General features: G+C 52.5%; 19 protein-coding genes. 1 reads left to right on the top strand and 18 read right to left on the bottom strand.

Annotated elements, in window-relative coordinates; all coding sequences use genetic code 11:
- Positions 1-11 precede the first annotated feature (11 nt).
- The 6 genes from WFJ73_RS27505 to WFJ73_RS27480 all read right to left on the bottom strand — a co-directional run bounded on the left by WFJ73_RS27505 (position 12) and on the right by WFJ73_RS27480 (position 9,011).
- Complete coding sequence (locus WFJ73_RS27505) at positions 12-953, bottom strand: ABC transporter permease (RefSeq protein WP_127496270.1); 942 nt, start codon at positions 951-953, stop codon at positions 12-14.
- A gap of 163 nt (positions 954-1,116) precedes the next feature.
- Positions 1,117-2,706 carry a response regulator transcription factor gene (locus WFJ73_RS27500; RefSeq protein WP_336776133.1) on the bottom strand — a complete coding sequence of 530 codons (1,590 nt, stop codon included), beginning with the start codon at positions 2,704-2,706 and terminating at the stop codon, positions 1,117-1,119.
- Between the two features lie 5 nt (positions 2,707-2,711).
- Complete coding sequence (locus tag WFJ73_RS27495) at positions 2,712-4,454, bottom strand: sensor histidine kinase (RefSeq protein ID WP_336776132.1); 1,743 nt, start codon at positions 4,452-4,454, stop codon at positions 2,712-2,714.
- 105 nt (positions 4,455-4,559) lie between these two features.
- A complete protein-coding gene (locus tag WFJ73_RS27490) occupies positions 4,560-5,660 on the bottom strand; it encodes a Gfo/Idh/MocA family protein (protein ID WP_336776131.1) in 1,101 nt (366 codons plus the stop codon).
- Positions 5,661-5,680: 20 nt separating this feature from the next.
- Positions 5,681-6,550 (bottom strand): sugar phosphate isomerase/epimerase family protein, encoded by an 870-nt coding sequence (locus WFJ73_RS27485; RefSeq protein ID WP_336776130.1) that lies wholly within the window; start codon positions 6,548-6,550, stop codon positions 5,681-5,683.
- Between the two features lie 166 nt (positions 6,551-6,716).
- Positions 6,717-9,011, bottom strand: a complete 2,295-nt coding sequence (locus tag WFJ73_RS27480) for a beta-glucosidase (protein ID WP_336776129.1) — start codon at positions 9,009-9,011, stop codon at positions 6,717-6,719.
- 114 nt (positions 9,012-9,125) lie between these two features.
- Here WFJ73_RS27480 and WFJ73_RS27475 point away from each other — a divergent pair, with 114 nt between their 5' ends.
- On the top strand, positions 9,126-10,355 hold the full coding sequence (locus WFJ73_RS27475) for a helix-turn-helix domain-containing protein (protein ID WP_336776128.1): 1,230 nt from the start codon (positions 9,126-9,128) through the stop codon (positions 10,353-10,355).
- A gap of 80 nt (positions 10,356-10,435) precedes the next feature.
- Here the strand turns inward: WFJ73_RS27475 and WFJ73_RS27470 are convergent, their stop codons facing one another.
- The 12 genes from WFJ73_RS27470 to WFJ73_RS27415 form a co-directional block, all read right to left on the bottom strand.
- On the bottom strand, positions 10,436-11,767 hold the full coding sequence (locus WFJ73_RS27470; protein WP_336776127.1) for a prolyl oligopeptidase family serine peptidase: 1,332 nt from the start codon (positions 11,765-11,767) through the stop codon (positions 10,436-10,438).
- A gap of 81 nt (positions 11,768-11,848) precedes the next feature.
- Positions 11,849-12,754 (bottom strand): AraC family transcriptional regulator, encoded by a 906-nt coding sequence (locus tag WFJ73_RS27465; protein WP_336776126.1) that lies wholly within the window; start codon positions 12,752-12,754, stop codon positions 11,849-11,851.
- Positions 12,755-12,953: 199 nt separating this feature from the next.
- Entirely contained in the window at positions 12,954-14,489 is a 1,536-nt protein-coding gene (gene guaA, locus WFJ73_RS27460) for a glutamine-hydrolyzing GMP synthase (protein WP_336776125.1), read from the bottom strand.
- 105 nt (positions 14,490-14,594) lie between these two features.
- On the bottom strand, positions 14,595-15,455 hold the full coding sequence (locus WFJ73_RS27455; RefSeq protein ID WP_336776124.1) for a polysaccharide deacetylase family protein: 861 nt from the start codon (positions 15,453-15,455) through the stop codon (positions 14,595-14,597).
- 426 nt (positions 15,456-15,881) lie between these two features.
- Positions 15,882-18,353, bottom strand: coding sequence for a DUF4129 domain-containing transglutaminase family protein (locus WFJ73_RS27450; RefSeq protein ID WP_336776123.1), 2,472 nt, complete (start codon positions 18,351-18,353; stop codon positions 15,882-15,884).
- A complete protein-coding gene (locus WFJ73_RS27445; protein ID WP_336776122.1) occupies positions 18,331-19,833 on the bottom strand; it encodes a DUF58 domain-containing protein in 1,503 nt (500 codons plus the stop codon). The genes WFJ73_RS27450 and WFJ73_RS27445 overlap by 23 nt, the downstream gene beginning before the upstream one ends.
- Complete coding sequence (locus WFJ73_RS27440; protein WP_336776121.1) at positions 19,830-20,852, bottom strand: AAA family ATPase; 1,023 nt, start codon at positions 20,850-20,852, stop codon at positions 19,830-19,832. Before WFJ73_RS27440 ends, WFJ73_RS27445 begins: the two co-directional genes overlap by 4 nt.
- 73 nt (positions 20,853-20,925) lie before the next feature.
- Complete coding sequence (locus tag WFJ73_RS27435) at positions 20,926-22,221, bottom strand: polysaccharide deacetylase family protein (RefSeq protein WP_336776120.1); 1,296 nt, start codon at positions 22,219-22,221, stop codon at positions 20,926-20,928.
- Positions 22,222-22,376: 155 nt separating this feature from the next.
- Positions 22,377-22,844: a thioredoxin-dependent thiol peroxidase gene (gene bcp, locus WFJ73_RS27430; protein WP_336776119.1), complete on the bottom strand. Its 468-nt coding sequence runs from the start codon at positions 22,842-22,844 to the stop codon at positions 22,377-22,379.
- A gap of 38 nt (positions 22,845-22,882) precedes the next feature.
- Positions 22,883-23,674: an ABC transporter permease gene (locus WFJ73_RS27425; RefSeq protein WP_336776118.1), complete on the bottom strand. Its 792-nt coding sequence runs from the start codon at positions 23,672-23,674 to the stop codon at positions 22,883-22,885.
- Positions 23,675-23,680: 6 nt separating this feature from the next.
- Positions 23,681-24,475 (bottom strand): ABC transporter permease, encoded by a 795-nt coding sequence (locus WFJ73_RS27420; protein ID WP_336776117.1) that lies wholly within the window; start codon positions 24,473-24,475, stop codon positions 23,681-23,683.
- The gene (locus WFJ73_RS27415; RefSeq protein ID WP_336776116.1) at positions 24,472-25,554 is read right to left on the bottom strand and encodes an ABC transporter ATP-binding protein; all 1,083 of its coding nucleotides are present in this window, start codon (positions 25,552-25,554) and stop codon (positions 24,472-24,474) included. The genes WFJ73_RS27420 and WFJ73_RS27415 overlap by 4 nt, the downstream gene beginning before the upstream one ends.
- Between the last annotated feature and the right edge of the window lie 205 nt (positions 25,555-25,759).

Raw genomic sequence — 25,759 nt, 5'->3', positions numbered from 1 at the left:
ACTTCCCCTTTCTAGAACAAAGCGTTGTCCTTGTTGAATTTGCGCACGACCGCATTGGAAACGATGACGAGAATAAAGCCGACCAGAGCCTGATAGAGACCGGCCGCCGAGGACATCCCGATATCCCCGAGATTAATCAATGCGCGGTATACGTACGTATCGATCGTATTGGTTACCGGCATAAGCGAACCCGTATTAAGCGGCACCTGATAGAACAAGCCGAAGTCGGAGTAGAAGATCCGGCCGATGGCCAGCAGCGACATAATCGTGATGACCGGCAGAACAAGCGGGAAGGTGATTCTAACCACCTGCTGCCACCTATTCGCTCCATCGATCGTAGCCGCTTCGTAATATTCCTGGTCGATGCCGATAATGGCCGCCAAGTAGATAATGCACAAATTGCCGACGCCCTTCCAGACGTTAACGATCGTTAGAATCCAAGGCCAATACTTGGTCTCGGAATACCAGGAGATCGGCTCCATGCCAAGCATGGGAAGCAGGGTTTTGTTCATAAAGCCGTTCTCGACATCCAGGAACCCAAGCACCAGGTACCCGACAATAACCATGGAAATCAAATACGGCAGAAGGATAAGCGTTTGGTACGTTCTGGATAAAAAGCGCTTGCGGATCTCGTTAAGCATAATGGCGAGCGCAAACGCAATGGTCGTGTTCAGCAGGATAAACACAATGTTGTACAGCAGCGTATTCCGTGTGATGACATAAGCGTCTTGCGTCTTGAACAGGTATTCGAAGTTTTTAAATCCGATCCAATCGCTTCCCATGATTCCTTTTGCAAAGTTGATGTCTTTGAAGGCGATCACGATGCCAAACATCGGCAAATAATTGTTAATGAACAGATACAACAGACCTGGCAGCGCCATCAGAATGAGAGCCCGGTATTTCATAATCTTCTTGAGCTTTACTGCAAAAGCCGAACGCTTCTTCGTCCGCATTGAGACCTGCTCCACGGCAGCAATTCGAGTATTGGCATTCACGGACTTGACCACCTCTTTTTAGGATGAGTTGTTCTTCATAGCTTCATAGTAGCTTAAGGCATGCAACCCGGGCTTCCAAGAATCCGTCATCCTGTTTTCGAGTTTCCGACATGGCGCAAGTCTACCTGCAGGCCCTGATTGCCGGCTGCTTCACCCTTCGATACTCCTGGGGCGTCATCGCTACTTCCTTCTTGAACAGCGTGGAGAAATACGAGAAATTGCAGAACCCTACCGCAAGGGCCACGTTGCTGATCGTTGTATCCGTCTTGGCCAACAGCTCTTTCGCAAGCTTGATCCGTTCGGTCAAAATATAATCCGAGACGGATAAACCCGTCTCTTTCTTGAACAGCTTTACGATATAATCCGGGCTTAGCCCGACATAATCGGCAATATATTGCCTCGACAGCTCCTGGTCGAGATTGAGAGCAATATACCGCTTGATCTTCTCGATAATCGTCTCGCTCGCATCAACCTTGTTGATATGATCAAGGGCTGCCTCAAGCATCCCTTTCACCCAGCTCTGCAGATCGTTTACGCTCCGGGTAGCGGCCAAAGCCCGCGCAGGCGTCAAATGATCCGAGAAGATATCATCCGCGCGCATTCCGTGCTGCTGCAGCGCATGAAACATCATCTGCAGAAAGTTTTGGTAAAAGCGCTGCAGCCCCTTCACCCCAAGGTTATCGATCCGCTTCCAGGCATCCAGATAATGCTGCGCCTCATCGATGACCTGCTTCATATTCCCTTGCTTGATTAGCTCCGACCATACGGGTATGGGAGGCAAAGGAATCTGATGGCATTCGCAATCGTCCTTCAATTGCCCGTTATAGAAGACTACCCGGTCCACGATATTAACCTGGCATTTCTTGAACGTCATCAATTGCTCGGCCATATTCCGCACTTCATGCATCGGTACGGGCTTACCGAAATAACAGGACAAATGGCAGCCCAAATATTGATTGCAGCCTTTGATAAAATCGATGCAGCGGCCTTGAATTTCCTTCCGGAATGGATCATGGTCCTCCGCCTTCTCGCGCGGGAAAACAATCATGAAATACTCCGGGCTGATCCGGACGATTTGAGCATGGGGAGAACGCAGCACGACAATCTCCTCCATGGCGTTGCGAAGCGCGTATTCCATTAGCTGCGCATCGCGGACGGATAACGGCTTCTCCCAATGCGAGATCGGAATCAAGACAGGCAGAAATTCCATCGATCCGGTATAAGACAGCTTCTGCTTCCGGATGACCTCCATCATTTTATCCTTGCTTGAAGGGATAGCCTGATTCAGCACATCCTGCCAGAACCTCTCCGCCTCTCTGCCGGCCGCTTCCCTCTCATCCCTGATTTTCTTGATCAGCCTCGACATGACAAGCTTTAATTCGTCCGGGGGCACGGGCTTTAATAAATACTCAAAGCTGCCAAGCTGCAGCGCTTTTTTGGCATACCCAAAATCGGCATGGCACGTAATAAAAACACATTCCGTCTGCGGATAATGCTCTTTCACCCATTCGTAAAGCTCAAGTCCGTTGCCCTGCGGCATCTCGATATCGCAAATCATAATATCAAAGGGCTGCTCCATGAATTTCTCCTTGGCCTGCCTCGCATTGCTCGCTATCGTGACGGAGGTAACCCTGACGCAATCCCAATTCATGCTTGCTTTAATGCCATTCGCAATGATCGCTTCGTCATCCACAATCAATAACCGGTACATAGCGCTTACCCCGTTTCCTTGTACATTGGCAAAATCATATCGATAACGGCTCCCTGATCGTTCGAGAACGTGATTTCCGCCTCCGAACGATACAGAAGACGCAGTCTGCGCCGGACATTCCAGATTCCGATATGCTCTCCGCCCTCATTCGTCAGATTCATTCCTTCGCTCAGCTTGCTTAAGACATCCTCGGAAAAGCCGCAGCCCGTGTCCCGGATCCGGATATGCAGCTTCCCTGTCTCCGTCTCTTTTCCGATCGCGATCTCGATATGGGTCGGCTCATCCGTATTTACCGCATGCTTAATGGTGTTCTCGGCAAAGCTCTGGATAATCAAAGGCGGAATAACGCAATCCTGCAGCCCGTCCTCGGCAGTCACGGTGTAGGACAAGCTGCCGGGGAACCGAAAACCTTGAATTTTCAGGTAGTGCTCGGTCAGACTAAGCTCGTCCTGCAGCAGCGCATAATCGGTCTGGCTGCGAAACATGAACCGGAAGTAACGAATAAGCGACAGGGAAAGCTCCTGAATCAGGTCGTACTTCTTTTCCTGGGCCATATAGTAGACGACGTTCAGGCTGTTCAAGAAGAAATGCGGGTTGATTTGCAGCTGAAGCTGTTTTAGCTCCGCGCGCTGGCTGTTCAATTGCTCCTCGTAAACGTCAATCTTTAATTGCTGGAGCTCGCCTACCATGCTGTTGAAGGTCTTATTCATCAGCTCGAATTCATTGGAGGTGGGCCGGTCTGGTATTCTCGCCTCGAGGTAGCCCTCCTTGATTTTGCGCATCGCGGTAACAATCCGGCGGATGGGCAGCAGGACTACCCTGCGAAGGAAGTAGATTGAAGCAAGCAAGATGAGAATGGAGCCTGTCGCCATAAGCAGAATAACCCTCTGCAAGTAAGGCAGCCGTTCCAGAATCGTATCGTCTGGAACAACCGCCGCAAGCCCGAAATCCCCGATGCTTGAATTTTTCCCAATGACGAGATATTGCTGCTTGTTGCCGGTAAGACGGTAGTCGTCGGACTGAAAGGCAAGGTCGATCCCATGTCCATTAATAAAGGCTTTGTCTTGTACGGCTGCATGGTCTCCATCCACAAGAAGCGCCCTTCCATCGTCTCCCAGATCAAGAAGATCAAGAGGACCCATAACCTCGGAAGCGTTCACTCCGGCCCCTATGTACAGGCCGCCGACCTTTTGAATGTGGAGAAGATAATCCTGCTGCTGCATGGGAAGCACAGCCCAACGGTCGTAAGAAACGCTGGCGTTCTTCGAAGCTTGAGTATCGCGCAGGATCCCGATAATTGCCTTTTGGATCGGTTCGTTACCCGAATCGGCAGACCCCGCTACCTTCGGAGCGAACAGTAAATCATCGTTCACCGGCGAATAAACGAAAAGGTAGTCGAGCCCTTTGTAATAAATCGTGTTGTCTCTCAATTTGCTGAACAGCCAGATCCGCTCCAGATTGTACCCGTCCACATCCGATTTGGAGGAGCTCTCGAGAAGAATTAGTCCGGATTCCTCGGCGGCGAATTTTAGCAGGTACTGGTCGATATCGTTCAGCTTGTTGTCGATGATGCCCATGTACAGATTGAGCATATTGCTGTTTGACTGCGCAACCTGATTGCGGACAACATCCATCGAATAGAAATTGTTATAAATCAGAAAGGAAACCATCGGAGCAATAATAAGGAAGATTCCGGCTATAAGCTTAATGTGTAGCGAATTAAACACGGTCCGGTTGAATGGTTTCAAGCGGCATCCATCCCCTTGCGCCTTTGGAGTATAAGCATAGGAATCTCTAGCTAAAAACAAAGGAACCTTCCCGTGTAATGGAAGGTTCCAGGAACGGGAGGTTGGTTAGAACTCTACAACTTTTCCTGTTTCAGCCGATTTATAAATCGCTTCTAAGATTTGCGTCACCACGTAAGCCTGTTCGGGCTTCACAAGAGGTTCCGTGTCATTCAGAATACATTCCAGCCATTGTCTCGCTTCTTTTACGCCGTCCTCTTCGGCTCCCGGACCGAAATAGGCAATGCCTCCGCTGACGGACGGCTTTGTTTCCACCAGCTGCCCATGCTTCACGCTGTTAAAGATAACATCCGACTTGCCCATGACGGAGCTTGCTCTCATCTCCGCTCCGCCCTCCGTACCGCAAAGCGTTGTCATCGCTTCTCTCGAATCCGTCGTATTTAAAGCCCACGCCGACTCCAGGAAGATGGTAGCGCCGTTCTCCATCTTAATAAAGCCGAATGCCGAATCCTCGACCTTATAGCTTTCCGGGTCCCAAGGACCCAGCATATTGCCTTCGTATTTATCCGCCATCTTATGGAACACGGAGCCGGATACCGATACGGGCTTATAGTTGTCCATGAACCATAACGCCAAATCCAGCGCATGGGTGCCCAAATCGATCAATGGCCCGCCGCCCTGCTGCTCCTTGTCGAGAAATACGCCCCAAGTCGGAACCCCGCGTCTGCGGACGGCATGCGCTTTGGCCACATAAATATCGCCAAGCTCACCCTCGCGGCAAGCCTTATAGAGCGCCTGGGAATCGTTGCGGAACCGGTTCTGGTAGCCAATTGTCAGCTTTTTGCCGGTTCGCTCCGCGGCATCGACCATTTTCTTCGCTTCGATTGAGTTAATCGCCATTGGCTTCTCGCACATCACATGTTTGCCCGCTTCAAGCGCATCCACGCTGATGAAGGAGTGCTGCAGGTTTGGCGTGAGCACATGAACAACATCGATGGAGTTATCCTTCAGCAGCTCCTTGTAGTCGGTATAAACCTTGGCGTTATCTCCGCCAAAATCCTTGGCCGCCTTTTGCGCACGCTCTTCCACGATATCGCAGAACGCGACCATTTCTCCCAAATGCGGCAGCTTGGCCAGCGACGGCATATGTTTTTGAACGGCGATACCGCCGCAGCCGATGATGCCGATTCTTAATTTTTGGTTTGTCATCTCGCATCCACCTCCTGTTTTTATATGTACTTTCTTATAATCTCTAAATCTTGGCGGATGCTGGCGAACTTATCGGCAGACTCTCCCTCGTTCTCCACCAAGGCATACTGTACAAGTCCCATCGAACGGATCTGTTCATAAACGCCTGCAAAATCAAATCGGCCGGTGCCAAGATCAACAAAATCCTGAGGACCCACGTATTTCTGATAAGCCTCGAACGGACTTTGCATATTGTCCCCTTCCCGCTCCGCAGCCTCCAATATATTAAGCTGGCCTTTAAGCTCGTGAGCCAAATCCTTCTGGTGAATGATATCGCAGCGCTCTCCAAGCTTGGTCAGGACCTGAAGGGGATCGAGCCCCGCACGCATCACCCACGCCAAATCAACCTCGAATTTCAGATAAGCAGGATCCGTATTCTCGAGCAGGACATCAAACAGCGTTTCGTTGCCGATGGATTTGAATTCATGAGCATGGTTATGCAGATAGAACCCGAAGCCGTTATCCTTCATTTTTTTGCCGATCAGGTTCATTTGCTCCGCGGCTCTAAGCGTATCCTCCCGATTGGAAATCCAGACGGAGGGCAGCACGATCCGTTCGCAGCCAATCCCGCCGTAATAGCTCATCAAGCCATCCCAATCATTCGCCAGCAAATCTGCTCCCGGTTGCGCTCCTTCGTGAACCGCTATGGCGGTAAGGCCAAGCTCCCGGCATTTGTCCCGCAGCGACTCCATCGGAATCTCGTCGATATAACGCGTGAAGGACTTCATGTTAAAGCTGATCAGCTCGATATTCTCATACCCTGCTTCGGCAACCTTTTGCAAAGTGCCAAAGTAATCCTCGCCAAGCTCCCTGTACACCGAAAAAATATTAATGCCCGCTTTCATCGTCATTTTCTGGCCAGCCTCCTAAAAAGAATTGTGAAGCAATTCTTACTTCGTAAGCATCAACTCTATCGTGATCGATGGTTTATCGTTCATCTGTATCATAACGAACTGGAGCCAAACTCTCTTTCGCGTAACCGACATCATCCTTTTGAATTTCCGCACATCACGATAATTAGAGTTGATTGAGCTGTGCTAGAAGTTCATCCAGCATCTCGTCCGTAAAAGCGCCTTGGCTGAAAGAGACCATCGCCCGCAGCGGCATGTATTTCATCATCTCGGCAAACATCTCGCCCATGCCTTCGCCCATCGCGTCTTTCATCGAATCGCTGTCCATCGAAACGCCCATGCCCGACTGGAAGCTCTGAATGAGCCCTTGCACAACCGGCGCCCGGTCCGGGTCGTTCATCAGATCGGCAAGCAGCGTGCTGCGGTCGACATTTGTTTTTACTTTAACGGTAGATTCGACGTTAAGGGTATCGCGGAGCGCAATGTCCTCGGAGGAACGCCCGATCAAAATTTCATATTGGCCGGACTCCACATGCCAGTCTTTTATTTGCACGTTGTAATAAGCGAAGGAGCGTTTGTCCAGCGTCAGCGTTACCGTCGTTGTCTCGCCCGGCTGCAGGTCAACCTTGGCGAATCCTTTCAGCTCTTTCGTTGGACGCATGAAGGTGCTGTCCACATCCCGCACGTACAGCTGCACGATTTCTTTGCCTGCCCGGTCGCCGGTATTCTGCACCGTTACCCGTACCTCCAGGGTATCCGTGTCCCGCATTTCCTTCCGGCTCAGCAAGAGGTTGGAATAAGCAAACGACGTATAACTAAGCCCATGTCCAAACGGGAACAGCGGCTTTACCTGCTTCGTGTCGTAATAGCGGTACCCGACAAAGATTCCCTCGCGGTATTCGACGCGGTTGCCTTCGCCAGGGAAGAACAGAAACGAAGGGTTGTCGCTGAGCTTCACCGGGAACGTCTCGGCCAGCTTGCCGCTTGGATTTACGATGCCGAACAATACATCCGCAATCGCGCCGCCAACGGCTTGGCCGCCCAGATACGCTTCAAGCACCGATCCCGCCTGGCCAATCCAAGGCATCTCGACCGGGGAACCGCCCAGCAGAACGACCACCACGTTGCTTTGCACGGCGGCAATCGCCTCAATAAGCTGATTTTGATTGGCGGGCATCCGCAGGTGCTTGCGATCGTAACCCTCGGATTCGTAACGGTCCGGCAATCCCGCAAAGATGATGGCGGCATCGGCAGCTTTGGCAGCTGCAACGGCCTGTTCAAGCAAGCTCTCGTCGATATCGTCACTATCCGCATGATAGCCTTGCGCGTACGCAACGGAAGCGGCATCACCCGCAAGCTTTTGAACTTCCTCAAACGGCACATCGATCCGCGTCGGTTTAATATGGGAGCTGCCGCCGCCCTGATATCTTGGCTTTTGCGCGAATGCGCCAATAACGGCCAATTTATGATTTTGCTGCAGCGGGAGCAGATTTTGTTCGTTTTTCAGCAGCACCATCGTTTCCCCGGCAACCTTCCGGGCTAGCGCATGATGCTCCGCACGGTCGTAATCGGCCTCCGGCTTCCTGTTATCCACGCTCTTGAAAATAAGGTTCAAAATCCGTTCAACCGCGCGGTCGAGCACCTCTTCAGACAACTGACCGTTCTGTACAGCTGCGACGATTTTCCGGTCATTAACGCCGCCGCTTGACGGCATCTCCAGCTCTTGACCGGCAGCGAGGCCGTCCACGCGGTTATTGTTCGCCCCCCAGTCCGTCACGACAAGACCCTCATGGCCCCATTCATCCTTCAATATATCGGTAAGCAGGTAAGGATTTTCGGAAGCATACGTGCCGTTCACCTTGTTATAAGCGCTCATAACCGTCCAAGGCTGAGCCTTGCGTACCGCGCCTTCGAAGCTGGCCAAATAAATTTCTCGCAGCGTGCGCTCATCGACTACCGCATCGACGCCCATCCGGCGGTGCTCTTGATTGTTCACGGCAAAATGCTTCAGCGAGGTGCCTACGCCTTGGCTCTGAACGCCGTTAATGTGGCTGGCCGCAATCTCTGAGGATAGATAAGGGTCCTCGGAAAAATATTCGAAGTTGCGTCCGCAAAGCGGCGAGCGTTTAATATTGGCTCCCGGCCCAAGCAGGACGGCGACATCCTCGGCCTGGCATTCTTCACCAAGCGCCACACCAACGCTTGCGATCAGCTTGCGGTCCCAGGAGCTTGCCATCCCGGCAGCAGAAGGGAAGCAGGTCGCAGGCACGCTCTCGAAAATGCCAAGATGATCCGTTCCGCCCTGCTGCTTGCGCAGTCCATGCGGTCCATCCGTCACCATAATGCTTGGAATGCCTAATCGCTCCACGCCTTTAAGCCGCCAAAAATCGAGGCCCGAGCACATGCCTGCTTTTTCTTCCAGTGTCATTTCGGCGATTAGTGCCTGAATATCGCGCTCCATCTGAAATCCCCCTTTAAGAAATCTTCGCAATTCTCGCCTTCATTTTCGCATGAATGCGCTTACTTTTATGGTATAATAATCAGAAAAATTGTACCGTTCTGAGGTGGGTATAACGTGGAGCATGCCATTTATTCACGCGATCTTTCTCAATTATGCAAGCTGATTCAGGAGAGCTGCCGCCTTCCCGTTTTTTACACCCAGAACAATCAGCTTTCTATAGACGCAGCTGCCGCCGCAGCCATTCCGTTAAGTCCGCTCTTTTCCGATCTGGAGGGGCTGGCTCAATCGCTTCTCGCGCCGGAGACGGAATTCCCCTCGATTCGCACGACCAACTTTTGGGAGCAGTTCATCATTATCCCCGTCAAGCGTGAAAGCATGAACAGGGCTTTTATTATAGTCGGCCCTTCCATGGAGGAGCTTCCGGCAGGAGAGCATAGGGCCAAGCAGCTGAACGATTATCAAATCCCGTACCGGGAAATGCCTGACTGGGCCGCTTATTGGGAAAGCCTGCCCAAGGTCAATCGGATGCGTCTGCTTCATATCTGCGTGCTGACCAGCCTGCTTGTTAATCAAGAGTCACTGGAGATAACCGATGTGCTTCAATACTGCTTCAAATACGCGCAGCCACAGGCTTTCAAAAGAGATGTCGAACGGACCATATCCGCTCATCGGGAGTCGCTCACTTTTCACCAAAGCTTGATGGAAGAAAAAAAGTTTTTTAATCTGATCCGGGTAGGAGATCCGGCGGGGCTGATGATCAAATTAGCGGAGTTTTCCTATGACGGGGCCGGCGTGTTATCCAAACGCAGTCATATCCGCAGTCTAAAAAACCTGGCGATTTGCGGGATCGCGCTTGGGATGCGGGCAGCGATTGAAGGAGGCCTGTACGAACAGCAGGCTTACATGCTGAGCGATTTGTACATTCAGCAAATTGAGGAGCTTCACGACATCCAGACGGTGAGGGCTGCCATGGAAGGCGCGCTGCTGGATTTTGCGGAGAGGGTCGAGCAATGCCGTATTCATGTTTTGTCCAAACCCGTCAAGGCTTGCCGGGAATACATCTACACCCATCTCTACGAAGAAATTACGGTAGATAAGCTGGCGGCCGTATCGGGGCTGAACAGCGGTTACCTCATGCATCTGTTCAAAAAAGAAACCGGCCAGACCATCGCTTGCTATATTCAAAAAGAAAGAATCGAGGAGGCCAAAAAGCTGCTTCAAATGACCGGAGATAACATCTCGTCTATTGGATCCCGCTTGGGCTTTTACGATCAGGCGCATTTCATCAAGGTGTTCAAGAAACACGCGGGAACGACGCCGAAGCATTATCGGGCTACGTTGTAGATAAAAGAAGGGCTGCCCCCCCAGCCGTTGGCCTTGGGGGCAGCCCCTTTCATTACGGCATTGTTATACGAAAATGCAAATTACTTTTTATTTAAAGACTGACTGGCCAGCCATGTCATAAGCGTTGTTTTTTTTCCGTTTATTTTTTCAGCAACCTGATTGTTATACACATAAATCCATGACCAGTGTCCGTCATATTCGAACGGCGTACCGTCCGCTTTTTTGTACAAGCCGGAAGTATCAATTACACGATCGAACAAGGAAAAGTGAACATCTTTGGCTCCCGCCTCGACTAATCGGTTATAGGTCGGAACGGCGTAATCCTGGACGGGAACGGTCTTATCCGTTTTTGCCGCTATGAACCAGATCGGAAGGTTTTTCATGCTCTGAATGTCTGCATCCGTAATGAGCGAATCCTTAAGCGCCTCGCATGTCGGAAAAGCCGCTGCAAAGTATTTGGAATAGTCGCGGATCATCAGCATGGTCATATACCCGCCGTTAGAATCCCCGCCAATATAAATCCGGCTTGGATCGATGTCTTTGTTCGTGCTGACATAATCTTTAATGAGTTTCATTAGCGCATCTTCATATTTGGAAGTACCGTCTCCGAACCCGCTCAAGCCATCCATCCAATAGGTTGGCGTTTGGGGGGCCAATACGTAAGCACCGCCAAAATAGGATTGAATCTGCTCGGAAGCAAGGTTAACGGCTTTGTTGCCGGCAATGGCAAGCGTCGGATCCGTGCCGCCTTCCCCCATGCCATGAAGCCAAATAATCAAAGGGTTCTTCTTCTTGTCTTTCACCGGCGAATAATGAGCATAAGTTAATTGAACGCCATCATAGGAAGCTTTGCCCGTCGAGAAATCGTCCACGAGCACTCTTACTTCGCCTGCTAAGGTATCCATCACTAATCCGGAAACTTTCCCTGACGGCGTAACGATGTCCTTTTGCTGAGCAATCGTATACTTGCTTTCAATCCAATCATTAAGATAGGTGCTCATACTGAAATTCATGGCCGATCCTAACGTTACTGTCGGGCCGATCTCCATTTCGAGCACAACGTATTTCCCTTCTTTTACTGCGGCCTTTCCATCCTTATCCGCGACATAAGCTTTTGTTACTTTACGGTCCCCTTCTTCCAAAAACGGCTTTTCCTGCCGGAAATCGCTTCTGACCACATGTACTTTGAACGTATCCGCCGCTATGGATTTTACCGGGATCGGCTTGCCTACATCGACAATGACCTTCGTTATCGCAGGCCCCCAATCCTTGATTTCCGTCACTGTCCGGTATGATCCCGGCTCCGCCTTCGCTTCCGCATCCAGGGTTCCCGTGCCAAACGAAAGGGTCGTACAAACTGCCAAGGTACATAAAAGTGCCGTTCTTCCGCGTTTTTTCATTGCCATTAACATGCTAACTACCTCCTGGTCTTCTGTCAGATTTGAAAACCTTCACAAATAGAAAGCGCTTACTTATTTTATTTTAAAAAAAGATTAGCTCCTAATCCCATCTTTTATTATCTTGTCTATGGTCAAATCCTGACTTTTGCAGCTTCTCTTTTTTCTATATTGATAGGGCGTTTCATGGAAGAACGCTTTAAACACCCTGATATAGGACTTTTCATTCGGGAAGCCGTGGTTTAATGCAATCCGGAGGATGGGGTAATCCGTATTCATGAGATCGGCATACGACTTTTCAAGACGGACAGCCTGAATATAATGCAAGACGGTCATGCCTGTGTGTTTATGAAAAAATCGGGACAGATATTCAGCAGATAAATGAAACCGGGTGGAGAGATGGTCAATCGTTAGATTCTGACGATAATTTTCTTTGATATACCCCGCGATCATGGACAACCGCTCCAAATATTTCTGCGTTGTAATTTTACCGTTGTTCGTTTTTTGAATTTTAAAGTTTTTTAATAGGATATAAATTAACTCGTAGGACAAACTGGTTACTTTAATATAAGCCAAAGGATCAATCTCAATCTTCTCGTAAGCGTCCACGATGGAATGGATATTGCTGCGCAGCTCTTCAAACTGCAGCTTTCTTCCCGTATCGCCTGCGGATATGCAATGAAATGAAGCTTGATCGATGTCGGGATAAATATTCTCAATAAACTCATAAGGGATAAGCAAGGTGACCGCCTTTCGATTTTTCCCCGAATTCACTGAAAAAGAATGAATGGCGTTGGAATTGATTAAAACAACATCCCCCTGCAGGGATTCATATACTTTGCCGTCTATGTAGATTTCGTCAATTTTCCCGGAGAGAACATAGGATATTTCAATGCTTTCATGCCAATGTCTTGGTATATGCATCTGTACGTCTGCGGTATGAATGATAACTTTAACAGGTAACTGACCATCGGTTTTTACCATTTCATATTTGTATTCCATTCCATAACCTCCAGCGTAAATAGACGCATACAATGGATATAGCATCCTCATTCGTATTATATAATAAAGGTTTGCATCCAAAATTTCGAACAAGAAATTGATTATTTTATAGCACAAAGTTGACTTTTTTCGGCAAACTAGCCGGTGGGGATAAAAAAAGATGACCTCTGTTTAATACAGAGATCATCTTTATTAAATCCTATTCCCACTCGATTGTTGCCGGTGGCTTCGACGTTACGTCGTAGACGATACGGTTAACGTTGTCCACTTCATTAACGATACGAACGGAGATTTTCTCGAGAACATCCCAAGGGATACGTGCCCAGTCAGCTGTCATGCCGTCGATGGACGTTACTGCGCGAATGCCGACTGTGTACGAGTACGTACGAGCGTCACCCATAACGCCAACGGACTTCATGCCAGGCAGAGCCGTGAAGTACTGCCAGATCTCGCGGTCAAGACCGGCTTTTGCAATTTCGTCGCGCAGAATAGCGTCGGATTCGCGAACGATATGCAGCTTGTCTTCTGTTACCTCGCCAAGAACACGGATCGCAAGACCCGGACCCGGGAACGGCTGACGGTGAACGATTTCGTCTGGAAGACCGCATTCTGCGCCTACTTTACGAACCTCGTCCTTGAACAATGTCTTCAGGGGCTCAACGAGCTCGAATTTCATATCTTCAGGCAATCCGCCCACGTTGTGATGCGACTTGATCGTCTGCGCCGTAGCCGTACCGCTCTCGACGATATCGGTGTACAGCGTGCCTTGTGCGAGGAAATCGAACTCGCCAAGCTTAGCCGACTCTTCGTCGAACACGTAGATGAACTCGTTACCGATAATTTTACGCTTTTGCTCAGGGTCGGTAACGCCTTTCAGCTTGCCAAGGAAGCGCTCGCTTGCGTCGATCTTCACAACTTTCATATCGAACTTGCCAACGAACGTCTCCATTACGCTCTCAGCCTCGTCTTTACGCAGCATACCGTGATCGATGAACATGCATGTCAATTGATCGCCGATCGCTTTGTGAATCAGCATCGCAACAACCGAGGAATCTACGCCGCCGGACAGACCGCACAGCACTTTTTTATCGCCAACTTGGTTGCGGATATCTCGAATCGTATCTTCAATAAACGATTCCATCGTCCAGTTGCCTTCGCAGCCGCAGATATTGTATAGGAAGTTACGAATCATTTCGTTGCCATACACAGAGTGACGAACCTCTGGATGGAATTGTACCGCGTAGAATTTACGATCCGTATTGCTCATTGCTGCGATTGGAGCATGCTCGGTGCTTGCGTCGACGCGGAAGCCCGCAGGCGGCTCGACTACAAGATCGCTATGGCTCATCCATACCGTTTGACGCGCGTCCAGGCCTTGTGCCAGATGGCTGCCTTCCGCAAAATCCACTTCCGCTTTACCGTACTCGCGTTTGCCGGCACGCTCGACCTTGCCTTCGAGCTGATGCGACATCATTTGCATGCCATAGCAGATACCAAAGATTGGAACGCCCAGATCATAAATTGCCGGATCTACCAATGGGGACTTTTCTTCATAAACGCTTGCCGGTCCTCCCGAGAATACGATGCCTTTCGGCTGCAGTTCGCGGATCCGTTCTACCGACGTGTTAAATGGCAGCAGTTCGCTGTATACGCCCAAGTCGCGGATGCGGCGCGCGATCAGCTGGTTGTACTGTCCCCCGAAGTCGAGTACAATGATAATTTCATTCTTGTTCATTACCGAGCCTCCCTCAATTAATGTAGTAATTATATATATAGCCCTTTGGACGAGTCAAGGTAGGGGAGCAGGGCAAAACCCGATTTATGTCGACTTTTCGGTGCATTATTGCAAATGAATGAGATCCGGTACGGTTACGAGCTCCATATTCTTTTCCTTTAATTGGGCAATGACCCATCCAAGCGCTTCAACCGTCCCTGTCAGATCCCCGTCCTCGCCACTCGCGGAATGCTGCAAAACGATACTTCCGTTCTTGGTTGCATTCATGATATTGGCGTACACTTCATCGGCGTTTAGCCCTTTCCAGTCCAGGGAATCCACGTTCCAATTGATGATTTTTTTCTCCATGCTGGCCAGCCAGTTGATCTGGTTCTCCGTCACTCCCCCGTAAGGCGCTCTCACAAGCGACGGAAGATAACCGATATACGTCTTGATCAGCCTGTCGGTCTTTTCGATTTCCCCCCTGAATTTATCGTCGGACAGCTTCAAAAAATTAGGATGGCTGTAGGAGTGATTGCCAATCGCATGTCCCTCGTTCACCATCCGCTGAAAAATATCCGGGTTCGCTTCAATCCGGTTGCCCACGACAAAAAAAGTCGCTTTGACGCCGGCTTTTTTGAGCTCGTCCAGTACCAGCGGCGTAAAGGTCTCGTCCGGACCGTCGTCAAAGGTCAGCGCCACGCGCTTCTCCTTGGAGTCGCCCTGCAGCAAAAAAATGCTTTTGTACTTCTTGCGGAGCTCCGCCAGCGTCAGCGGCTCTTCCTTGCGGACTACATCCTCCGGGCCGCCTACCAGCTCGGGCGTATCATCTTCATTCTGTATTTGAATAGGAATTTCTTCTTCCGAATACGCATTAGGCTGAGGCTGTGTATTCCTACCCTGTTCCTTCTCGTGATGGCTCGCGCATCCCGTTGCTGATGAAATAAGGAGAGCACCGATAACGAAAGCCGCAAGTAATCGAATCAATGGAAAATCCCCCTTCTGTACGTAATCATGTTGTAGTTTTCCATTTTATTAGCATGGCAACTGTCGGGGAGAGTATGCATACGGTTGGGAAAGTGCTATTGCTCACTTGGATGCCGAATTTCGCAGTTTCGTGAGTTTAAGGTCCCTGAGGGACCTTAAACTGCAGAGTAACGGCTTCTTTTTGGGTGTTAAGGCCCCTAAAGGACCTTAACTTCTTCAAACTGGTCATTTTGGATGACCAATTTCGCGGTTTCGTGAGTTTTAAGGTCCCTGAGGGACCTTAAACTGCAGAGTAACGGCTTCTTTTGGGGTGTTAAGGTCCCTAAAGGGCCTTATCTTCTTCAAACTGGTCACTTTGGATGAACAATTCCACGGTTCATGCAAAAAAATCCCGTCCCCGGTTAACATCCGGGGGACGGGATTTGATTATTCGGCGGTTTGCACAGAGGCCGCCGGAACGGCTTTGACGGGCCTGCCGAGCAGCGCGTTCATCGCGGCGGCAAGCTCCTCCGGAGGCGGGGCGGTCCATTCGCCCCGCTGCCCGAACCGGGCGGCATCGTCCCAGGCGATGAATCGCCGGAGCGCTTCGGCGCGCGCGCCGGGCATCGACGCCGACACGGCGTCCGCGTATTCGCGCGCGGTATGATGCGGCGGCCGCGCCATCATGCGGCGGCCGAGCAGGACCCACGCCGCGGCGGATACGGCGGCGAACTGCTCTTGCGCTGCGCCGGCGCGGCCTGCGCCATGCGCCGCGGCGTACCGGCGCAGCGCGAGCGCGAGGCGAAGCCGCCTGCGCTGCGTCGCTGCCGCAAGGCCGGCCGCGAAGAGCAGCGCGGCCGCGCCTGCGGCGGCCAGCGCGGCGGGCGAAGCCGCAGCCGCGCCATGGGCGGCGCTCCGCGCCGCCTGCGCGAGGGCATCCGCCCCTCGCGCTACGGCCGAGGCGGCGTGATCCACCGCCGCCTCAAACTGCGCCAGCATGCCGTCCGTTCCGGCATCGGCATGCTCTGGCGCCCCCGCATCATCGGCAGCTCCGCCGGCCGATGACAACCCGTCGGACGCCGATCCCCCGGCGTCCGCACCCGCTGGCCCCATGCCGCCGGCAAAACCCGGCGTCGGGTCAAACGGCACCCAGCCTGCGCCGGGGAAGTACACCTCTACCCAAGCGTGCGCATCCTTCGCGCGTACGTTGTAGAGGGTCCCGGCTGCGCTTGCGGCATCCGCGCCCGCCGTTGATACCGGCGTACCGGATACAAAACCTTTTACCCATCGCGCCGGAATCCCTTCCTCGCGGAGAAGAACAACCATGGCGCTGGAGAAATGCACGCAATAACCGCGCTCCTGCTCAAACAGGAAGTAGTCGACAAAGTCCGCTCCCTTTGGCGGAACCGTGCTATCCAGCGAATACGTATAGCTATTTTTCAGATACTGCTCGACCGCTTTCACCTGATCGTAACGGTCGGTCCGTGCGCCGCCGACAATCTTGTCAGCCAGCGTCTTCACGCGATCCGGCAAAGAATCCGGCAGCTGCAAATAATCCGACAGATCCGTCTCCTCGGTTTGCGTAAGCGCCGCGGTTTCTCCGGCAGAAGCGGAGCTGCCCGCCTCCCGCAACAAGGAGGTATCCGTTACCGGAAGCCGGCTTTCGACGGTATAGCGCTCTACCTGCGCTTCCTTATCCGCCGCATACAGAGCGCCTGCCAGCTCATCCTCCACATACGTGCTTAATTGCCGGTTGGGATCAATTGCCGACAGACTAAGCACACGTCCCCCGCTCCCCGCGAAAAAGAGCGGCAATCCCAGCGAAGTTGAAGGCTCGGTCATAATGACCGTCTGCCGGATGGTTCGGTTATCCCCGGTAGTGCTGGCCGCAAGCTCGGACGGCTTATCGCCGTATTCCACCGGATGCAGGACCTTCCCGCTCCAGCTGCTGTCCCAGCCGCGTCCGTTATAGACTGCTTTGGATTCGCCTCTCCAGTAGGTCTGAACCGGTGAAAAACCGCTGAACACCACCGTGTCGTCCTGGGATAGGGACGCCCCAAGCTCCCGGTCGTCGAAGCCATACCCGGTCATGCCGCGGCCTTGCCCAGCCGTACCGATTGCCGCCTGCATGGCAGCCGAATAATTGTCCTTGCCAAGCTCCACCATCGCCTGTTCAAGCCGATTCGCAGCGTTTACCGTCCATGCCGAAGGCTCCGTTTGCCTCGGCTGCCCGCTGGATAGGAGCATTCCGACACCCACGCATAAAAGCACCAGAAATTCGCCGGCAGCCAGCCATTTCGGATGGAGCTGACGGTCGAATTCGCTTCCCCCGCCCTGCATCCGCCTTACTCTGGCCATCGTTACTACGGCTCCTAACAGCAAGCCCTCAGCCGTTGTGCGAAGCAAGCCGTTAAACACGTCGATGCCCACCCAAGTATGAAGAATCAGCAGGTAAGAGACCGTAATCGCCGTCAGGCCCAGTGCAACCTGCCTCAGCCATACAAGCGCCTGCAGCGCAGGAGCCAGCATAGCCCAGCCTACGAAAAGCAGCAGCGTCCTCAGCTCGCTGGTCATCGTCCACATGCCGTAGGTGAACAGCTCTTTAATATCTCCCAGCAGCATGCCGGGGTAATTCGCCAGCCACTGCAGCGCGTTTTCGTCATTTCCTTTAAATAGAAGCATGATGGTCATGACGCATAAGAAGCCGTTCATGAGGAGCGACATATACCAGGCCGGGCGAAAAAGCCCCATAACCATCACGCAGCCGACCACCGTCAGCAGCGGGCCAATCTGGTAGACATCCGCCCATTCCTTGTAATGAAGCCACGGCAGCAGCCATTCGGCTAACAGGCCAAATAACAATGCGGTCGTTAGTACCCGGAAGCCCAGCGACCCGTTATCGGGAGTATTGTCTCGCATGCTGGCTGCCTCCTTCCGCAATTTGCGTCGGCCGGTTCATCTTATCCGGATAAGCAAGCCAGTTGACGGACAATCCCGCTTCTTCCAGAAGGCGCTGCTGCTCGCGCATCGCAAACGTGAGAACCGATTGCTTCGTGACGACATGCAGACGGATTCCGCATTTCTGATCAGCCGCATAAGCGGCAAGCTGAATCCAGCTTTGGCCGCTTCTCCAGTCCGCGGTATAGACATGGATCACCCCGCCGGGCTTCAGACGGCCAAGCTCTATCCGGAGGCTGTCAACGGAGACCGCCGCTTTCGTGAGCTTCAGCATCGCGAGCCGTTCCAGCAGTTGATTAGCCTGCTGACCGGCTTGGCCGCCCCGCTTTTGCTTCTCCTTTGCCCCTTCAGTACCGACTGTCCCTGCAAGGAGCCGGACATCGCAGCCGTCCGCTGCCGCCTGTTCAATTCCTCTTGCCAGCCATGCCAGGGAAGCGTCAAATAGCCGCCCGTCATGATTAAACGCAGCGCTGTGCGTGTCCGCGATCATAATAATCTCGGCCGGCTGCTCGAGCAGATGCTGCTTCGTGAACATCCCCCGTCCTTTGGCCGCAGCCCGCCAATTAATATGCCGCATCGAGTCCCCTTCCCGGTACGGTCTGCTGTCCGGTCCGATTCCGGCTTGCTGCAGAAGCCTGTCCGCGGTAATGTCGCTGATCTCTCCGCCGTCGCTTATAAAAGCCGCCGAAGAATCGCCCGATACCTGCTCCGCCACAGCGCCGTGCAGCTGCTCTGCCCGGCGCCTTTGCTGCTCCGGAAGCGCGGGGACGGCTATTAAGGATCCCGGACATTCCAGCTTTTTGTGAAAAGCCGTAAGGCCAAGCCAATCGCCAACCGTTACGGTTACCTGGCCGAATTGATGCTCCCCGCGCCTCACGGCAAGAACGGAATAGCTGATCTCCACCTCTTTGCGCAGCAAAGGCGCCACAAGGTAACGATAGTCCAAGCGCGTCTTTTTTGCCTTGCTGATATTGGTCATGCCGTCGTGAACGGCTATCCATACAAAAGGCACAACGGAAGAACGCTTTAACGTCAGACGTATAACCGCGTCGTCGCCGTCTTTGATTTTGGGTTCCGGGATAACCCGGCTGACCGTCAGGCCAAGGATCGAGAGCAGCGGCATAACAATCGATAACAACGGAAGCAGACTCAGCACAATCAGCATAAAAGTCTCCACCGCCCCGCCCCGGCTAAACATGCCGGCCAGACTCAGCAGCCAGCCGGCCGATATGAGGAGCCAAGCACCCCAACGGGTACGGTAAACCGAAGGACGCGCAAAATGCACCGGTTCGTCTACAACCGCTTCCTGCGCTCCCGTTCCGGCCTTTCCTGCTCCGGCCAGCTTCGTTTTATTGGCGGCCGAAGGTGGGAAGCCTTGCGCCGGCTGTCTTTTGGCCGCTTTCGCGATCATGACATTCGAGTCGTTTCCCTGCCTTTTCATTTCTGCCTCCCTGCGGCTTGACCGGGGGCAATAGACGCGGGCAATGGCGTACTTCTCATAATCCGGATCAGTGCTTCGGATACCTGTCTTCCCCCGGCGCTTATACCGTTCAGCCGGTGCGCCAGCACAGCCTCCCCGGTGGCGAACAGATCATCCGGCAGCACGTATCTTCTTCCCTCTACGTAAGCTCTTGCCTGAGCCGCGCGAAGCCAGTCGCGTCCCGCGCGCGGACTTAATCCCAGCTCCAGCTCGGGCGCGCGTCTAGTCGCATCCGTCACCTTTGCCATATATTCGAGCAGTCCGGGATGGACATGCGCCTGCCGCACCTCGCGCTGCATCCGCAGCCACTCCTCCAGCATAAGGACCGGACGCAGCTGATGAGGCTCCAGCCTCGAGCCGGACGCATACTGCTCCAGCATTTTTGCTTCGTTTTCCATAGACGGGTAACCAATGGACAACCGCATCATGAAACGGTCCAGCTGCGCTTCCGGCAGCGTATTGGTCCCTTCGTAGCTTAACGGGTTCTGCGTCGCGATAAGCACAAACGGCTCCGGCAGCTTGCGGGTTTCCCCTTCCACGCTGATTCTCCGCTCCTCCATCGCTTCGAGCAGCGCCGATTGCGTACGCGGCGAAGTCCGGTTAATCTCGTCCGCCAGAACAATGTTGGCCATAATCGGCCCCGGCCGGTAGACAAGCTCGCTGATCCGGCTGTCCCAGACCGCTCCGCCGATCACATCCGCAGGCAGCATATCCGAGGTGAACTGGATCCGCTTGAATTCCCCGCCCAGCACGCGGGCAAAAGCGCCCGCCAGCATCGTTTTCCCCACGCCCGGCACATCCTCCAGCAGCACATGGCCGCCGGCCAGCATAGCCGTCAGAAGCTGGGTAACCGTTTCTCTTTTTCCTAGCAACACCTGATCTACTCTATGAATAAGCCTTTGCAGCAGCACCTGCGGCGGCTCCGGCCAAGACTGCGCTTCCGCTCTTCCCTGCAAGCCTTCGAATTTCGGCACGATCATCTCTATCATCGACCTCCTGAAAAATAGCTTCTCTATCTTTCAGTATCGCCATGTGCCTCTCTATTTAGACCTGCTAGACGGAAGACGGCTCGACCCAAATCTCTCTTTTATCCGTTGTAACCGTTATTCTGCTTATACCAAAATGAAACTGCTGAAGCGTCTCTCTTAACGGCACCATAATCCGGCTCGGCAGAGACGTTCCGCTGCCTCCTACCTCCGCTGCCGTCCAGCTTGCGCTTTGATTGTTTACCATGGCCTCGACGACTCCGTTTGCCATGTCGAGACGGATAATGCCATGAAGCCCTAAAGCCAGCTGTCGCAGAGGAACATCAATGGTGCCGTTCAACATCCTGTAATCCTGCGGGGCAAAAGGAATGTCTTCCCCGCCGGCATGAATGATTAAGCTTTGGGTATTTGGCTCGGGAAGGTGCGTTCTCGTCCGGGCCGTATATTGAACTAAAGTCTGCGTCTCCGCTGCCGTTACCATGGGGCGCTTCCACTTCATCGATGGCGAGAGGCGGAATTGAATCGGCTTGACCTGATCGGTTAAGACCGCGAACTGATAGCCTTTGTTTTTGAAGAAACCGATCACTTCCGGCAGCGCCTTTACCGACTCCCCATGGATGGAGCTGTCATGCATCAGCACAACGACCTTGCTGGACAGCCTGGAGCTTTTAACGGTATTTATAATCTCTTTGGCCGGCACGCCTACCCGCGCCGAGTCGCCGCTGTCGACGTTCCAGTCGTTGACGATATAGCCGGCCTTGGCAAGCGCATCGTAATAACCTTGGTCAAAATTGCCAAACGTCCCTCCCGGCGCACGAAGCAGATTGGTCCGTATCCCCGTCACTTTATAGATTTCATCGTCGGTATCCATAACCTGCTTGGCGAACGCGGAAAAGCTGCTGTACAGCTCTTTATACACATGATCGTACGTATGATTGCCGATGGCATGGCCTTCCTTCACGACCTGCCTTGCGATATCCGGATACTGCTTCACTTCGTTGCCCAGCATAAAAAAGGTTCCCTTCACGCCCTCCCGCTTCAGGATAGCGAGAACTTCCTTTGTCTTCTCGCTTGGGCCATCGTCAAACGTCAAATAGACGGTTGGCTTGGCTGCCGCTGTTTTTGCTTCCTCCGCGCTATAATTAACCAGCTGATCCGCTAGAATGAGACTGCCCGCTCCTTCTTCCTGATGCGCAACGGGTCCTTCCGCAGAGCTCCCGGCAGCGGCAGCCACCTCGCTCGCCAGCCCCGCATGCGCCAGCTCGCTTGCTGCCTCCCCCTGATCCTCCGTTACCGGACCGGCTCCAAGCAGCCCAAACCATAACACAACCAAACATAATCCCGTCTGCACCAGCAATCGCATCTCATCTGCCACCCTTCTCTACTCTCGTAAGTAATCAAACTAGTAGAGTATATGAGCGGCAAATCTAGCAAATGCCCCGATAATCATTCATTTCGTATGTTTTTCCGTCCGCGCAAACAAAAAAAGACGAGCCCATAGGACCCGTCTTTCAATCATTAGAGTTTTGCCGCCTCGCCTGCCACCTGCTGGACATGGCCTTTGATTTTTACGCCGCGCCACTCGCGGACAAGCTTGCCTTTCTCATTGATGAGGAAGGTGGAGCGGACAACGCCCATATACTCGCGGCCGTACAGCTTTTTCATCTGCCATACGCCGTACTTCTCGCATACCTTATGATTCTCGTCCGACAGGAGCAGGAACGGCAGGTTTTGCTTGCCGATAAACTTCTCATGCGACTTGACCGGATCCGGGCTAATGCCAAGCACGACCGTATTGGTGTCCGCCATAGCGGGATACGCATCGCGGAAATCGCAAGCCTGCTGCGTGCAGGTAGGCGTATTGTCCTTCGGGTAGAAATAGAGGACAACCTTTTTCCCCCGGTAATCGCTCAGCTTCACCGTCTCGCCGTTTGATGCCGGCAGCTTGAAATCTGGCGCTTTTTTGCCTACTTCTATCGTACTCATACCACTAAACCTCCAATACCTGCCTTAACCTGCTGGGCCTACGAGCCCGCGCCGCGGTACCGCTTGACGCCATGGTTCCACAGTGCAAGTCCCAGCCCGAATACGATAACGCCCATAACCGGCGTAAACCAGGCCAGCTGAGACAAATCATCCGCCTTTTTATCCAGGAAATACGATGCCGGAATTACGCCTACAAAAGCAAAGGGCAGCAGCCAGGTCAGAACGAACCGAATCGTTTTGTTATAAATGTTGACCGGATAACGGCCATAGTTCTGTACGTTGTAAATAAGCGGTACGATGCCCGTCGGCGCATCCGAGAAGAACGAGATCGCCGACAGCGCCGTATAGATCCCGCCATACACAAGCACGGCGCCAAGCACGAACAGCAGCATAATCAAGACATAATACCAGTGAAACGCCAGTCCAAGATCATTCCAGCAGACGGCCATGATAACCGCTCCTACCACGGAGCCAATCAGGGATGGCGGATCCACGTTTTCGAGCAGCACTTGGAACAAATTATGGGCAGGACGCGTCAGGATGCGGTCCATCTCCCCTTTTACAATATAACGCTCGCTGAAGTTCCACATCCCGAAGAAGGTGGAGAAGATTCCGTACGGAATCATAAAGAAGCCGTATACGAAAATAACCTCCGACTCCGACCAGCCGCCAAGCGAAGGCGTATGCTGGAACACGACAAGGATGAAGACCAAGTTCATCCCTTGGAACATCAAGTCTGACAGAACCTCGACCCAGAAGTCGGCCCGGTAGGTCAGACGGGTCTTGGCATAGTTTTTAATGTATTCCCAGAATAACACGCCATACAGCATATTGAATTAACCTCCTTGCACGAACAGCCGCTTGCGGGCCGCACGCCAAGTAAATAGGATGGGCACTAGCAAAATAACGAACCACAACGCCTGAATTCCTAGAACGCCCCAAGCTTGGCTCATCGGGGTACGCCCGGTAAACACGGCGCTTGGCAAATACGTAATCGCCTGGAATGGCAGCCATTCCATCGTCCCCTTCAGCCAACCCGGGAAGAAAGCGATTGGTATAAGAACGCCGGAGAACAGGTCGACCAGCACCCGCTTCATCCGCATCATTCCCTCGTTATTTTCCACGAAGAAGGCCGCAAGACCGGTCAAAATATTAAGCTGCGAGTTAATGAACAAGCTGAACAGCAGCATAATGAAATATACAATCCATACAGCCGGATCCTTCGGCAGCTTAACCGGGAACAGCAGACAGACGATAACAAGTCCCGGGCCCATAAAGAGGATTAGGCGGAACAAGCCTTCGCCGAGTCCCTGCATCATTTTGACGAGCAAATACGAATACGGCCGGATCAGCTGCATGGCGATGCTTCCATCCCGGATATCGTTCGCAATCTCTCGGTCCAGGTTATTGAAATAAAAGGCGCGCGCCATCCACGACACGGCAATATACGTTGTCATTTGAGCAAGCGTAAAGCCCTGAAGCGTCTCGGCCGAGCCGAAAATCGCTTTCCAGAGGAAATAATACGCTCCAATGTTAATCGCATAAATAATGATACCGCTATAATAATTAACGCGGTAAGCCAGCATGGTCAGAAACCGGATTCGGATAAAATCGACGTAAGCGCTCATCATCGGAGAGAAGTCTCCTTCTCGGGCTCCGCCTCGGCCTCCCGCTTAGGAGACTCGGCTTCCCGCAGCGTTGCGGCCGCAGATGCCGACGCTGAACCTGAGCGGTAAATTTCGCGCACGATATCGTCGGTGTTGGTCTCAAGGATTTTGATATCCCGGATATCCGCCCCGCCTACGACTACGCCAAGCGCGTCCGACACGTTAATCGTATGCGGCAGCCACATCGAGGCGCCCTGCTCGCTCATCGTCCAGGTAACATCCAGACCTGCCGTTAGCAGCTGCAGCTTCGCAAGGGACGTTGGCGCGCCGAATTGGAACTGGATCTCGCGTCCTTTGCTCCAGCGGTTCTTCAGCTCTTCCAGTCCGCCGTCATAAATAATCCGGCCGTCATCCAGCATAATGACACGCGAGCACAAGGCTTCGATATCTTGAAGGTCATGAGTCGTAAGTAGAATTGTAGTCCCCTCTTCACGGTTCAGATCCTTCAGGAACTCGCGGATTTCCGTCTTCACCACGATATCCAGACCAATGGTTGGTTCATCGAGGAACAGGATCGACGGATTATGGAGCAGCGACGCAACCAGCTCGCAGCGCATCCGCTGCCCAAGGCTTAGCTTGCGGACCGGACGGTTAAGCAAATCGCCGAGATCAAGGCGTTCTACGAGGTTGTCCAATCTTTTGCGGAAATCCTGCTCGGATACGCGATATACTTTGCGCAGCAACTGGAAAGACTCAATAACACCGATATCCCACCAAAGTTGGGAGCGCTGGCCGAAAACAACGCCAATCCCTCCGACAAATTTTTCGCGGTCTTTGAAGGGTACATAACCGTTCACTTTAAGTTGTCCGGATGTCGGTACCAGAATGCCGGTCAGCATTTTAATCGTAGTCGATTTGCCTGCGCCATTCTCGCCGATATAACCGCAAATCTCGCCTTGCGGAATTTGAAACGATATATCTTTTACGGCTGTAACCTCGTTGTATTCCCGTTTGAACAGGTCTTTCAGCGCGCCGGACAGTCCTTCTCTGTTCTTTTGTACTTTAAACTGCTTTCGCAGATCTTTGACATCAATCGCCAGCATAAGCTCGAATAATCTCCTCTCCGTTATGAACGGTCGACATTTCCCGGGGAATTATGAGTTTTTTCCAAGGGAAACGATAAAACTTGCGTCTATCTATCGTTCCGCTTTATAATTTTATGATATGTAATATTACATTAGTTATTGTTGTGCGTAAATGGCAGGCATCATCGATTCGGGAGCGATGGTTCGCCTGTCTGATTTGGGT

Source organism: Paenibacillus sp. MMO-58, from assembly GCF_037146255.1.
In the GTDB taxonomy this organism is placed as follows: domain Bacteria; phylum Bacillota; class Bacilli; order Paenibacillales; family Paenibacillaceae; genus Pristimantibacillus.
This window is presented reverse-complemented; position numbering and strand designations above follow the sequence as displayed.

Bases quoted from the DNA above. Each gene is read 5' to 3' on its own strand.
- WFJ73_RS27505 (WP_127496270.1), bottom strand. From the start codon at position 953: ATGCGGACGAAGAAGCGTTCGGCTTTTGCAGTAAAGCTCAAGAAGATT.
- WFJ73_RS27500 (WP_336776133.1), bottom strand. From the start codon at position 2,706: ATGTACCGGTTATTGATTGTGGATGACGAAGCGATCATTGCGAATGGC.
- WFJ73_RS27490 (WP_336776131.1), bottom strand. From the start codon at position 5,660: ATGACAAACCAAAAATTAAGAATCGGCATCATCGGCTGCGGCGGTATC.
- WFJ73_RS27485 (WP_336776130.1), bottom strand. From the start codon at position 6,550: ATGACGATGAAAGCGGGCATTAATATTTTTTCGGTGTACAGGGAGCTT.
- WFJ73_RS27480 (WP_336776129.1), bottom strand. From the start codon at position 9,011: ATGGAGCGCGATATTCAGGCACTAATCGCCGAAATGACACTGGAAGAA.
- WFJ73_RS27470 (WP_336776127.1), bottom strand. From the start codon at position 11,767: ATGTTAATGGCAATGAAAAAACGCGGAAGAACGGCACTTTTATGTACC.
- WFJ73_RS27465 (WP_336776126.1), bottom strand. From the start codon at position 12,754: ATGGAATACAAATATGAAATGGTAAAAACCGATGGTCAGTTACCTGTT.
- guaA (WP_336776125.1), bottom strand. From the start codon at position 14,489: ATGAACAAGAATGAAATTATCATTGTACTCGACTTCGGGGGACAGTAC.
- WFJ73_RS27450 (WP_336776123.1), bottom strand. From the start codon at position 18,353: ATGCGAGACAATACTCCCGATAACGGGTCGCTGGGCTTCCGGGTACTA.
- WFJ73_RS27445 (WP_336776122.1), bottom strand. From the start codon at position 19,833: ATGAAAAGGCAGGGAAACGACTCGAATGTCATGATCGCGAAAGCGGCC.
- WFJ73_RS27440 (WP_336776121.1), bottom strand. From the start codon at position 20,852: ATGATCGTGCCGAAATTCGAAGGCTTGCAGGGAAGAGCGGAAGCGCAG.
- WFJ73_RS27435 (WP_336776120.1), bottom strand. From the start codon at position 22,221: ATGCGATTGCTGGTGCAGACGGGATTATGTTTGGTTGTGTTATGGTTT.
- bcp (WP_336776119.1), bottom strand. From the start codon at position 22,844: ATGAGTACGATAGAAGTAGGCAAAAAAGCGCCAGATTTCAAGCTGCCG.
- WFJ73_RS27425 (WP_336776118.1), bottom strand. From the start codon at position 23,674: ATGCTGTATGGCGTGTTATTCTGGGAATACATTAAAAACTATGCCAAG.
- WFJ73_RS27420 (WP_336776117.1), bottom strand. From the start codon at position 24,475: ATGATGAGCGCTTACGTCGATTTTATCCGAATCCGGTTTCTGACCATG.
- WFJ73_RS27415 (WP_336776116.1), bottom strand. From the start codon at position 25,554: ATGCTGGCGATTGATGTCAAAGATCTGCGAAAGCAGTTTAAAGTACAA.